Below are 12,415 nucleotides of genomic sequence, written 5' to 3'. Positions count from 1 at the left end.
GGGGCGCGGAGCCGGAACTCAGTCGCTCGTGACCCGTTCGGCCCGTGCGAGATTCGCGGCGACCTCCTTGGCCCATTCGCCGTGCGCGTGGCGGGTATCGACCTCGCATTCGAACCGCGCCGTCATCTCGGGGGTGACGTCGGCGACGTCGACGTAGAACTGCTCGTACCAGCGCCGTTGCTGATACACCGGACCGTCCTCGGCGGTGAGCAGTGGATTGTCGATGCGGGTCTTGTTCTTCCAGACCTCGACGTCCTGGAGGAAGCCGGTGGCGAAATTACGGGAGAAGGCCGCCGCGAGCTTCTCGGCGGCCTCCGGAGCCATGCCCGGGATGCTCTGCACGCTGACACCCCATTGCAGGACGAACGAATCGTGCGTCACGGGATAGTGGCAGTTGATCAGCACGACCTCGATCGTCGTCCCGGCGAAGTCGTTGTGCAGGTAATTGATCATGTAGGCCGGCCCGTAGTAGGACGCCTCGGAGCGCAGCAGCGCGTCGTCGACCTTCTGGATGTCCGGGCGCGGTTCGGAATGCATGAACTGCGTCGCGACGTGCCCGTCCAGGACGTTCTTGAAGTAGACGGGGTAGGCGCCGTGGATATAGAAGAAGTGCGCCATATCGACGTTGTTGTCGATGATCTCCCGGCAGTGCGACCCCTCGATGAGTACCGAATCCCACGTCCAGGAACTCCATCGGTCGGTGCCGATCCCCTCGATGTGCGGGATCGCCACCTCCGGCGGGGGCGGGTTGCCTTCCGGATCGTTCCAGACGAACAGCTGCAAATTCTCCTCGGCGGTGATCCACGCGCGGGTGCGCGCCAGTTTCGGTGTCCGCCGGGCGTACGGCACCAGTGTGCACCTGCCGTCTCCTCCCCACCGCCAGTCGTGGAACGGACAGGCCAGGGCGTCCCCCCGGACGCTGCCCCGCGACAGATCGGCACCCATGTGCCGGCAGTAGGCGTCGAGCACCCGCAGTGCGCCGCCGCCGTCGGCCCAGACGACGAGCTTGGTGCCGAACGCCTCGACCGCGTGCGGCCGGCCGTCGCGGAACGCGTCCGCGAGCCCCAGGCAATGCCACCCGCGCGCATACCGGGTGGGATCGGGTCCGACGTCGATCTGACGGACGTCCACGTCTGCGGTCATGGCCTCGAGATTAAGCGATATTGCTTAATTAGTCGATGGGAAACCGAAACGCGTGCGAGCAAATGCGACAACACCTGGCGCAGTTCATAGTCCGGCCGAGCCGGAGTCCGGCCCGCCCCCGCCGGTCACGCGCCGCGTGCCGCCGTCCGGCTCAGCGAGCGGTCGGTGACGGTGAGCACCAGGAACAGCGCGGCGGCGACGAGCATGAACAGGGCCAGGTGGTGTAGTCCGGTCGCGCCCGTACCGTCCGACAGGAAGGTGCCGCCGACGGCCGCCGAACCGATGGCGCCGAAGTAGAAGAAGGTCCGCAACAGTCTGGCCGAGGAGCCGATGCGGTCCGGATCGGCCCGGTAGTAGACGGCATCCGGGTACGGCGGGATCGTCAGGAGGGCAGATGGGCGCGCACGAAATCGACGACGGCATCGGAGAACGCGTCGTTGACGTCGCTCGCGGCGGTATGGGCGGCACCGCGGATCTCGACGTACTCGAGATGGGGGACCAGCTGCCGGAACTCGGCCACTCCCTGCTCGCTGACGACGTCCGACAGCCGCCCGCGCACCAGCAGCGTGGGGATCGTCAGCTGCCGCGCGGCCTCCTCCAGCACCGCGGTGTGCAATTCGATATCCTCGCCGCGGCCGGACATCATCGCCGGATCCCAGTGCCAGTACCAGCGGCCGTCGGCGCGCTGCCGCAGGTTGCGGCGCAGTCCGTCGGTCGTGCGCGGCCGGGTGCGGTGCGGCAGGTACTCGGCGACCGCGTCGGCCGCTTCGTCGAGGGTCGCGAAGCCTTCGGGGTGGCCGCCCAGGAACTTCAATACGCGCGCCACGCCCTTGTGCTCCGGCCGCGGTACCACGTCGACGAGTACGAGACCCGCGACCAGTTCGTGCCCGGGCCGAGCGGTCGCCAGCAGGCTGGTCAGGCCGCCCATGCTGGCGCCGACCAGGATCGTGGGCCGGCCGAGTTCGGCGAGGATGCCGAGCAGGTCGGCGGTCATGGCCTCGCGGGTGTAGTCGCCGTCCGCGGCCCAGTCGCTCTCGCCGTGCCCCCGCGCGTCCAGCAGGATCGCGCGCAACCCGACCTTCGCCAGTGCGGCGCCGGAGTCCTTCCAGGAGTGCCGGGTCTGCCCGCCGCCGTGCAGGAACACCGCGAGCGGGCCGTCGTCGGGGCCCCAGCTCTCGCCGGCGAGCCGGATGCCACCCTGGCCGCGGAAGGTGAGTCGGCGCGGTTCGGAGAAGTCGGCTTCGTTGCTCACGACAACGAGCATGACACACGTTCCAGTTTCGATATACGCCGTATGAACGATTGTTCGCATTCCGGCCGCCGGGAGGCATATTTTCGGTGCTCGGCGCGCGGCGGGCGCGGTGGCCTCCGCCGGCGGCGCGGCGCGTAGGTATCCGTGCAGGTGGCGGCGCTCACAGCCCGACCCCCGATGCCGGGCGTTTGCGGGCGCGCTGCTAGGCTCGGCGCTCGAAAGACATCCTTTAACGGACCGTCCGGCGAGGCGGGGAAGGAGGTCGGCGTGGCTGTGTCCGAAGACCGCGGTGGCCGGGTCGGGCCCGAAGGCGGTACGGCCAGGTCGAGCGCTGCCGAATATTCGCAGCGGCACGATCCCGAATGGGTTCGGGCCGGGCGCGAACTGCTGTCGGCCCGCGACGTCGGCCGGACCATCGCGCGGATGGCGCACCAGATCATCGAGAAGACCGCACTCGACTCCGGCGATCCGGCCGCACCGCGTGTGGTATTGATCGGAATCCCCACTCGCGGAACGACTCTCGCGGTCCGGCTGGCCGAGCGGGTCGAGGAGTTCGCGGGTGTGCGCCCGGCCGTGGGCTCGCTGGACATCACGCTGTACCGGGACGATCTGCGCAACCGGCCGCACCGGCCGCTGGAGCGCACCTCGGTGCCCGAGGGCGGCATCGAGGACGCGCTGGTGGTGCTGGTCGACGACGTGCTGTTCTCCGGCCGCAGCGTGCGGTCGGCGCTGGACGGCCTGCGCGATCTCGGCCGCCCGCGCGCGGTTCAGCTGGCGGTGCTGATCGACCGCGGCCACCGCGAACTGCCCATCCGGGCCGATTATGTCGGCAAGAACGTGCCCACCTCCCGCAGTGAGGACATCTCCGTGCTGTTGACCGAACACGACGGCCGCGACGGCGTGTACCTGCATCAGGGAGACGAGCAGTGAGCAGGCGGGGCGCGGCCGCCCGGGTGGCGGCATGCGGCGAGGGCGGGGTGGCCGCGTGAGGCATCTGCTGTCGGTCACCGACCTGGATCGCGCCGCGGCGACCGAACTGCTGGACGACGCGGAGCGCTTCGAACAGGCGCTGCTCGGCCGCGAGGTGCGCAAGCTGCCGACGCTGCGCGGCCGCACCGTGATGACGGTGTTCTTCGAGAACTCCACCCGCACTCGGGTGTCGTTCGAGGTGGCCGGCAAGTGGATGAGCGCCGATGTGATCAACGTGAGCGCGTCGAGCTCGTCGGTGTCGAAGGGCGAATCGCTGCGCGACACCGCGCTGACCCTGCACGCCGCCGGCGCGGACGCGCTGATCGTGCGGCACCCGGCCTCCGGCGCGGCCCACCAGATCGCCCGCTGGTTCGGTGAAATGGGCACCGGCGCAGCGGGTTTCGCGGGCACCGGCCCGGCGGTGATCAACGCCGGCGACGGTATGCACGAACATCCGACGCAGGCCCTGCTGGATGCCCTGACGTTGCGGCAACGGCTCGGTACGCTGGACGGCAAGCGGGTGGTGATCGTGGGTGACATCCTGCACAGCCGGGTCGCGCGCTCGAATGCGTTCCTGCTGCACATCCTCGGCGCCGAGGTGGTGCTGGTGGCGCCGCGCACGCTGGTTCCGGTCGGCGTGGACGGCTGGCCGGTGCGGGTGTCGCACTCGCTGGATGCCGAGTTGCCCGGCGCCGATGCGGTGATGATGCTGCGCGTGCAGGCCGAACGGATGAACGGCGGGTTCTTCCCGTCCGCGCGTGAGTACTCGGTCCACTACGGGCTGAACGAGCGGCGGATGGCGTTGCTGGACGAGCACGCGGTGGTGCTGCATCCGGGGCCGATGCTGCGCGGCATGGAGATCGCGGCGTCGGTGGCCGACTCGCCGAAAGCCGCTGTGCTGCAACAGGTGACCAACGGCGTGCACATGCGGATGGCGGTGCTGTTCCGCCTGCTGATCGGAGCCGGGGAGGCGGTGAACTGATGCTGATCAAGAACGTCCGGCTGTACGGCGCGGGCGACCCGGTCGACGTGCTGCTGGCCGACGGTGAGATCCGGGAGATCGGAACGGATCTGGGCATCGTCGACGCCGAGACCGTCGACGGGTCGGGGCAGATCCTGCTGCCCGGCTTCGTCGATCTGCACACGCACCTGCGCGAGCCCGGCCGCGAAGACACCGAGACCATCGAAAGCGGTTCGGCCGCAGCGGCTCTCGGCGGATTCACCGCCGTGTTCGCGATGGCCAACACCGATCCGGTCGCCGACACCGCCGTGGTCACCGACCACGTGTGGCGGCGCGGCCAGGAGGTCGGCCTGGTCGACGTGTACCCGGTCGGTGCGGTCACCGTCGGCCTGGCGGGTAAGCAGCTGGCCGAGATGGGGACCATGGCCGCGGGCGAGGCCGGGGTGCGGATGTTCTCCGACGACGGCCACTGCGTCGACGATCCGCTGATCATGCGCCGCGCGCTGGAATACTCCCGCTCGCTCGGCGTGCTGATCGCCCAGCACGCGGAGGAGCCGCGCCTGACCGAGGGCGCCGTCGCGCACGAGGGCCCGACCGCGGCCCGGCTCGGGCTGTCGGGCTGGCCGCGCGCAGCGGAGGAGTCGATCGTCGCCCGCGACGCGCTGCTGGCCCGCGATGCCGGTGCGCGCGTGCACATCTGCCACGCCTCCACGGCGGGCACCGTCGAGTTGCTGAAATGGGCCAAGGGGCAGGGGATTTCGGTCACCGCCGAGGTCACGCCGCACCACCTGCTGCTGGACGATTCGCGGCTGGAGACCTACGACGCGGTGAACCGGGTGAACCCGCCGCTGCGCGAGGCATCCGACGCGGTCGCGCTGCGCCGTGCGCTGGCCGACGGTGTGATCGACTGCGTGGCAACCGATCACGCGCCGCACGCCGAGCAGGAGAAGTGCTGCGAGTTCGCCGCGGCCCGGCCCGGAATGCTCGGCCTGCAGACGGCGCTGTCGATCGTGGTGCGGACGATGGTCGAGTCCGGGCTGCTGGACTGGCGCGGGGTCGCGCGGGTGATGAGCGAGCATCCGGCCCGGATCGCCGGGCTCGACGATCAGGGCCGGCCGCTGGCGGTCGGCGAGCCGGCGAATCTGGTGCTGGTCGACCCGGACGCGTCGTGGACGGTGCGGGCGAGGGAGCTCGCGAGCATCGCGAACAACACGCCGTACGAGGCGATGGCCCTGCCCGCGCGGGTGACGGCGACGTTCCTGCGCGGACGGGCGACCGTCCGCGACGGCTCGGTGATCGACGGGTTCTCGGCCCGGCAGGTGGGGAGAGCGTAGATGGAGCGAACACTGTGGGTGCTGGCGCTGTTCGTGCTGTTCCTGCTGTGCCTGTGGCTGATGTACCGGGCCTGGCGGAAGCGGGCGCGCCGGCAGGCGTCCTCGATCGGGGAGCTGCCGCCGGTGCCCGCGGACCTGGGCGCGCAGCTGCTGGAACCCACCAGCGGGCTCTACCTGGGCAGCACGCTGGCGCCCAGCTGGATTCAGCGGATCACGGTGGGCGACCTGGGTTTCCGGGCCACCGCGGAACTCACCCGGTTCGAGCGCGGCATCCTGCTCGAACGTCAGGGGTCGGCGGCGATCTGGATTCCGCAGGAGTCCATCTCGGTGGTGCGCACCGAGCGCGGGCACGCGGGCAAGGTGATGACGGAAGATGGTGTGCTGGTAATTCGCTGGACGTTGCCGACCGGGACCGAGGTGGACACCGGATTCCGCGGCGACGACAAGACGGTGTATCCGGCCTGGACGGCGGGACCGGCCGGCACGACGACGGGAGACGACGAAACATGAGCAGCGGCCAGGGCGGGCTCGCGAGCGGAAGCGCCGTGATGGTGCTGGAGGACGGCCGGGTATTCCGCGGCTCGTCGTTCGGCGCCGCGGGGGAGACGCTGGGTGAGGCGGTGTTCTGCACCGCGATGACGGGCTACCAGGAAACCCTGACCGACCCGAGCTATCACCGGCAGATCGTGGTGGCCACGGCCCCGCAGATCGGCAACACCGGGTGGAACGACGAGGACGACGAGTCCGGGAAGATCTGGGTGGCCGGGTACGCGGTGCGCGACCCCGCGCGCCGGGCGTCGAACTGGCGGGCCACCACCACGCTGCAGGACGCGCTGGAGCGGCGCGGCGTGGTCGGCATCGCGGGCATCGACACCCGCGCGCTGGTCCGCCACCTGCGCACCCGGGGCTCGATGAAGGCGGGAATCTTCTCCGGCGAGCCGGCCGCCGCGCCGGTCGAGGAGCTGCTGGCGCGGGTGAACGGCCAGCCGTCGATGCTGGGCGCGAACCTGGCGGGCGAGGTGAGCACCGACGACGTCTACACGCTCGAACCCGAGGGCGAGCACCGGTTCACCGTGGTCGCGGTCGACCTCGGCATCAAGACCAACACCCCGCGGATGTTCGCTCAGCGGGGTATCCGGGTGCACGTGGTGCCCGAGAGCGTCACGCTCGACCGGATCAAGGAACTGAGGCCCGACGGGGTGTTCCTCTCCAACGGCCCCGGCGATCCGGCCACTCAGGACGACGCCGTGAGCCTCACGAAATCTGTTCTGGGCGAGGGGATCCCGCTGTTCGGGATCTGCTTCGGCAACCAGATCCTCGGCCGCGCACTGGGTCTGGGCACCTACAAGATGAAGTTCGGGCACCGCGGGATCAACGTGCCGGTCGTCGATCACACCACCGGGCAGATCTCGATCACCGCCCAGAACCACGGGTTCGCGCTGGAGGGCGAGGCCGGGCAGCGCTTCGACACGCCGTTCGGCACCGCGGAGGTCAGCCACACCTGCGCGAACGACGGCACGGTCGAGGGCGTGCAGCTGGTCGACGGCAAGACCATCAAAGCGTTCTCCGTGCAGTACCACCCGGAGGCCGCGGCGGGTCCGCACGATGCCGCCTACTTGTTCGACCGCTTTGCCGGCCTGATGGAGGAGAAAGCCTGATGCCACGTCGCGAGGATCTACACCACATCCTGGTGATCGGCTCGGGCCCGATCGTGATCGGCCAGGCCTGCGAATTCGACTACTCCGGCACCCAGGCGTGCCGGGTGCTGCGCGCCGAGGGCATGCGGGTGTCGCTGGTGAATTCCAATCCGGCCACGATCATGACCGATCCGGAGTTCGCCGACTCCACCTACGTGGAGCCGATCACGGCGGAGTTCGTCGAGAAGGTGCTGGCGCGCGAGCAGGCGAACGGGACGCCGGTCGATGCCCTGCTCGCCACGCTGGGCGGTCAGACCGCCCTCAATACCGCCGTCGCGCTGCACGACGGCGGCGTGCTGGAGAAGTACGGCGTGGAACTGATCGGCGCCGACTTCGACGCCATCCAGCGCGGCGAGGACCGGCAGAAGTTCAAGGACATCGTTGCCGAGGTCGGCGGCGAATCGGCCCGCTCCAAGGTCTGCTACACCATGGACGAGGTCCACGAAACCGTTGCGGAACTGGGCTTCCCGGTGGTCGTGCGGCCGTCGTTCACGATGGGCGGGCTGGGTTCGGGCATGGCCTACGACGACGCCGACCTCGACCGCATCGCCGGCGGCGGGCTGGCCGCGTCGCCGACGGCCAACGTGCTCATCGAGGAATCCATCCTGGGCTGGAAGGAATTCGAGCTCGAGCTGATGCGCGACGGCCGCGACAACGTGGTCGTGGTGTGCTCGATCGAGAACGTCGACCCGATGGGCGTGCACACCGGCGATTCGATGACCGTCGCCCCCGCGATGACCTTGACCGACCGGGAGTACCAGCGGATGCGCGATCTGGGCATCGCCGTGCTGCGCGAGGTCGGCGTGGACACGGGCGGCTGCAACATCCAGTTCGCGGTCGACCCGCGCGACGGCCGGCTGGTCGTGATCGAGATGAACCCGCGCGTGTCGCGCTCTTCCGCGCTGGCGTCCAAGGCGACGGGTTTCCCGATCGCCAAGATCGCCGCCAAGCTCGCGATCGGCTACTCCCTGGACGAGATCGTCAACGACATCACCAAGGAGACCCCGGCCTGCTTCGAGCCCACCCTGGACTACGTGGTGGTCAAGGCGCCGCGGTTCGCGTTCGAGAAGTTCCCGGGCGCCGACCCGACGCTGACCACCACGATGAAGTCGGTGGGCGAGGCGATGAGCCTGGGCCGCAACTTCACCGAGGCGCTGGGCAAGGTGCTGCGCTCGCTGGAGACCTCGGCGACCGGCTTCTGGACGCGAGGCGACGGAAGATGGGCGCCCTCCGACGAGGGTGACCCGCAGGCGATCGCCGCTGCCGTTTCCGCGATTCTCGACGATCTGCGGGTGCCGACGGAGGGTCGCATCTACCAGGTGGAGCGGGCGCTGCGGCTGGGCGCGAGCGTCGAGGAGGTAGCGGAGGCGTCGGGTGTCGACCCGTGGTTCGTCGCCGAGATCGCCGGGCTCGTCGAGCTGCGCGCCGAGATCCTCGCCGCGCCGGTGCTGGACGAAGCGCTGCTGCGGCGGGCCAAGCACTACGGCCTGTCCGACCGCCAGCTCGCCGAGCTGCGGCCGGAGCTGGCCGGCGAGAACGGCGTGCGCGAGCTGCGGCACCGGCTCGGTGTCCGCCCGGTGTACAAGACCGTAGACACCTGCGCCGCCGAATTCGAGGCCAAGACCCCATACCACTACTCCGGCTACGAGCTCGATCCGGGCGCGGAGTCGGAGGTGGCCCCGCAGCGCGAGCGGTCGAAGGTGATCATCCTCGGCTCCGGTCCGAACCGCATCGGCCAGGGCATCGAATTCGACTATTCGTGTGTGCACGCGGCGCAGACGCTGTCGGAGGCCGGGTACGAGACGGTGATGGTCAACTGCAACCCGGAGACCGTGTCGACCGACTACGACACCGCCGACCGCCTCTACTTCGAGCCGCTGACCTTCGAGGACGTGCTCGAGGTCTACCACGCCGAAAGCGCGTCCGGCACGGTGGCGGGCGTGATCGTGCAGCTGGGCGGCCAGACCCCGTTGGGCCTGGCGCAGCGGCTCACCGCGGCCGGGGTCCCGGTGGTCGGCACCTCCGCGGCGGCCATCGACCTGGCCGAGGATCGCGGCGAGTTCGGCGACGTGCTGGTCGCGGCCGGACTGCCCGCACCCAAGTACGGCACCGCCACCACCTTCGAGCAGGCGAAGAAGATCGCCGCCGATATCGGTTACCCGGTCCTCGTCCGCCCGTCCTACGTGCTCGGCGGCCGCGGCATGGAGATCGTCTACGACGAGAACTCCCTGGAGGGCTACATCTCCCGCGCCACCGAGCTGAGCCCGGAACATCCGGTGCTGGTGGACCGCTTCCTGGAGGACGCCATCGAGATCGACGTCGACGCGCTGTGCGACGGCGACGAGGTCTACCTGGGCGGCGTGATGGAACATATCGAGGAGGCCGGTATCCACTCCGGCGACTCGGCCTGCGCGCTGCCCCCGATCACGTTGGGCCGCAGCGATATCGAGGCCGTGCGCCGCTCCACCGCGGCACTGGCCAAGGGGATCGGCGTGCGCGGGCTGCTGAACGTGCAGTACGCGCTGAAGGACGACGTGCTCTACGTGCTCGAGGCCAATCCCCGTGCCAGCCGGACGGTTCCGTTCGTGTCGAAGGCCACGGCGGCGCCGCTGGCGAAGGCCGCGGCGCGAATCATGCTCGGCGCCACCATCTCCGGGTTGCGCAAGGAGGGCCTGCTGCCCGCCGAGGGCGACGGCGGCCACGCACCGCTGGACGCGCCCGTCGCGGTGAAGGAGGCGGTGCTGCCGTTCCACCGGTTCCGCCGCCCGGACGGCACCGGCATCGACTCGCTGCTGTCGCCGGAGATGAAGTCCACCGGCGAGGTGATGGGCATCGACGCCGACTTCGGCACGGCCTTCGCCAAGAGCCAGACCGCCGCCTACGGGTCGCTGCCCACCTCGGGCACCGTGTTCGTCTCCATCGCCAACCGCGACAAGCGGGCGATGGTGTTCCCGGTGAAGCGGCTGCACGATCTGGGCTTCCGGATTCTCGCCACCGAGGGCACCGCGGAAATGCTGCGGCGCAACGGGATTCCGTGCGAACGCGTCCGCAAGCACTCGGACCCGGAGCCGGCGGCGGACGATGCGGGCTCGGCCGGAATCCCCGGCCCGTCGATCGTCGATCAGATCAAGGATGGTGAGATCGACATCGTGTTCAATACCCCCTACGGCAATTCGGGACCGCGCGTGGACGGCTACGAGATCCGCAGCGCCGCAGTGGGGGCCAGTATTCCGTGTATCACGACGGTTCAGGGCGCGGCCGCGGCCGTGCAGGGCATCGAAGCAACGATCAACGGCGGTATCGGGGTGCGCTCCCTGCAGGAGTTGCACGCGGTGCTGCGTGGCTGAGAAGGAGACAGCGGTGGGATCCATCGGTATTGGCGCGGGCGCTCGGCCGGTGGGTGCCGGGCGGCAACGCCGGCGTCGGCTGATCGGAAGTGGCGACGTGGCGGCACCCGGCGGCGGAGACATCCGGGCGATGCGGAAGGTCGGCGGCTACAGCGCCGTCGGTTTCCGCACCATTCCGCCCATCGATCGCGAACCGGCTCCGGCCGAGGCGGATTCGGTGCCGGGAGATGTGGCGAGCGCCATCGATCGCGAGCTCGCAGCGATCGATCGTGAGCTGGCGGCAGCGCATCGTGAGCTGGCCGGCACCGCCACGGGCCCGGAGCAGCAATCGGGCGCCGCGTCCGAGTCGCGATCGGCCTCGGCCGCGGACCTATCCGCCGCGGTGGGGCTCGCGGGGGACCTCGACGCGCGGCTCGACGCCGCCGATGTAGCGGCGGCCGCCGACCCCGATCTCGGACTCGTCACCGACCCGGAGGGTCACCTCGTCACCGCCCAGGAGGGGCAGCTCGTCACCGACCCGGAGGGGCAGCTCGTCACCGCCCCGGAGGAGCACCTCGTCACCGACCCGGAGGGGCAGCTCGCCACCGACCCGCAGGGCCGACTCGCCACCGGCCCGGAGGGCCGTCTCGCCGCAGAACCGGACCCGCGGCTCGCCGCGCTTCCTCGATGACGCCGTTCGGTGCCCGGCTGCGGCAGGCGATGCGGCAGCACGGCCCGGTATGCCTCGGCATCGATCCGCATCCGCAGCTGTTGCGCGCCTGGGGTCTCGCGGCGGACATCGACGGCCTGAAGCGATTCGCCGACACCTGCGTCGACGCCTTCGCCGGCCGGGTCGCCCTGGTCAAGCCGCAGGTCGCATTCTTCGAGCCCTACGGCTCCGGCGGATTCATGGTTCTCGAGGACACCATCGCCGCGCTGCGGGAGTCGGGCACCCTGGTGCTCGCCGACGCCAAGCGCGGCGACATCGGCTCCACGATGGCCGCCTACGCCGCGGCGTGGCTCGGTGACGGCCCGCTCGGCAGCGATGCGGTGACGGTGTCGCCGTACCTCGGATTCGGTTCGCTCGCACCGGCATTGGATCTGGCGGCCGACAGCGGCGGCGGCGTGTTCGTGCTCGCCGCCACCTCGAATCCGGAAGGCGCGCAACTACAGCGGGGCACGACCGCGGACGGACGGTCGGTGGCGCAGACCGTGGTCGACGACGCGGCGGCGCGCAACGCCGGCGCCGAATTCGGTTCGGTGGGCGTGGTCGTCGGCGCCACCCTCGCCGAGGCGCCGGACGTCGGTCGGCTCAACGGACCCATCCTGATGCCCGGCGTGGGCGCGCAGGGCGGTGGCCCGGAATCGGTGCGCGGGCTCGTTCCGGCCGAGAGCCTCGCCGCGGTCGTGCCGTCGGTGTCCCGCGAGGTGCTCGGTGCGGGGCCGTCGGCGGACGTATTGCGTTCGCGGGCCGAGGAATTCGCCGACGCCTTCGCGTTCCTGCAGAACTGAACCTCGCACTTGCGGAACCGAACCGCCTTCTCGCGGAACCGAACCGCCCTCCTGTGGAGCCGAACGCGGGCTCGTGCCGCACCGGTCGGTCGGGTCCGTCCTCGGTCGCGGTCCGAATGGATGAACGAGACCGGTCCGTTCGGTGTTTTCGGCCCGCTGCGCGACCCGGACGGTCCCGGCCGTCCCGGAACTACACCCCTGTGTTTTCCGCTGTCAGCGGG

The 12,415-nt window shown here is 70.3% G+C and carries 11 protein-coding genes; 8 read left to right on the top strand and 3 right to left on the bottom strand.

What is annotated here, in order from left to right:
- Positions 1 to 18: 18 nt before the first annotated feature.
- The 3 genes from D892_RS0133800 to D892_RS0133790 form a co-directional block, all read right to left on the bottom strand.
- A complete protein-coding gene (locus tag D892_RS0133800; RefSeq protein WP_024805488.1) occupies positions 19 to 1,143 on the bottom strand; it encodes a Rieske 2Fe-2S domain-containing protein in 1,125 nt (374 codons plus the stop codon).
- Positions 1,144 to 1,268: 125 nt separating this feature from the next.
- Positions 1,269 to 1,454: a hypothetical protein gene (locus tag D892_RS0133795; RefSeq protein WP_024805487.1), complete on the bottom strand. Its 186-nt coding sequence runs from the start codon at positions 1,452 to 1,454 to the stop codon at positions 1,269 to 1,271.
- Between the two features lie 71 nt (positions 1,455 to 1,525).
- Positions 1,526 to 2,407, bottom strand: coding sequence for an alpha/beta fold hydrolase (locus D892_RS0133790; RefSeq protein WP_036567663.1), 882 nt, complete (start codon positions 2,405 to 2,407; stop codon positions 1,526 to 1,528).
- Between the two features lie 261 nt (positions 2,408 to 2,668).
- Between D892_RS0133790 and pyrR the strand changes: the two genes are divergently transcribed.
- Genes pyrR through pyrF form a run of 8 tightly spaced genes read left to right on the top strand, consistent with a single transcriptional unit; the run spans position 2,669 to position 12,194 of the window.
- On the top strand, positions 2,669 to 3,325 hold the full coding sequence (gene pyrR / locus D892_RS0133785; protein ID WP_024805485.1) for a bifunctional pyr operon transcriptional regulator/uracil phosphoribosyltransferase PyrR: 657 nt from the start codon (positions 2,669 to 2,671) through the stop codon (positions 3,323 to 3,325).
- A gap of 55 nt (positions 3,326 to 3,380) precedes the next feature.
- Complete coding sequence (locus tag D892_RS0133780) at positions 3,381 to 4,346, top strand: aspartate carbamoyltransferase catalytic subunit (protein WP_024805484.1); 966 nt, start codon at positions 3,381 to 3,383, stop codon at positions 4,344 to 4,346.
- A complete protein-coding gene (locus tag D892_RS0133775; RefSeq protein WP_024805483.1) occupies positions 4,346 to 5,659 on the top strand; it encodes a dihydroorotase in 1,314 nt (437 codons plus the stop codon). The genes D892_RS0133780 and D892_RS0133775 overlap by 1 nt, the downstream gene beginning before the upstream one ends.
- On the top strand, positions 5,660 to 6,169 hold the full coding sequence (locus D892_RS0133770) for a hypothetical protein (protein ID WP_024805482.1): 510 nt from the start codon (positions 5,660 to 5,662) through the stop codon (positions 6,167 to 6,169).
- The gene (gene carA, locus D892_RS0133765; RefSeq protein WP_024805481.1) at positions 6,166 to 7,317 is read left to right on the top strand and encodes a glutamine-hydrolyzing carbamoyl-phosphate synthase small subunit; all 1,152 of its coding nucleotides are present in this window, start codon (positions 6,166 to 6,168) and stop codon (positions 7,315 to 7,317) included. The genes D892_RS0133770 and carA overlap by 4 nt, the downstream gene beginning before the upstream one ends.
- The gene (gene carB / locus D892_RS0133760; RefSeq protein ID WP_024805480.1) at positions 7,317 to 10,703 is read left to right on the top strand and encodes a carbamoyl-phosphate synthase large subunit; all 3,387 of its coding nucleotides are present in this window, start codon (positions 7,317 to 7,319) and stop codon (positions 10,701 to 10,703) included. Before carA ends, carB begins: the two co-directional genes overlap by 1 nt.
- A 13-nt stretch (positions 10,704 to 10,716) precedes the next feature.
- The gene (locus D892_RS0133755) at positions 10,717 to 11,373 is read left to right on the top strand and encodes a hypothetical protein (protein WP_156959801.1); all 657 of its coding nucleotides are present in this window, start codon (positions 10,717 to 10,719) and stop codon (positions 11,371 to 11,373) included.
- Complete coding sequence (gene pyrF / locus D892_RS0133750) at positions 11,370 to 12,194, top strand: orotidine-5'-phosphate decarboxylase (protein WP_024805478.1); 825 nt, start codon at positions 11,370 to 11,372, stop codon at positions 12,192 to 12,194. The genes D892_RS0133755 and pyrF overlap by 4 nt, the downstream gene beginning before the upstream one ends.
- The last annotated feature ends 221 nt before the right edge of the window (positions 12,195 to 12,415 follow it).

The sequence above is a fragment of the Nocardia sp. BMG51109 genome, from assembly GCF_000526215.1.
GTDB lineage: Bacteria > Actinomycetota > Actinomycetes > Mycobacteriales > Mycobacteriaceae > Nocardia.
This window is presented reverse-complemented; position numbering and strand designations above follow the sequence as displayed.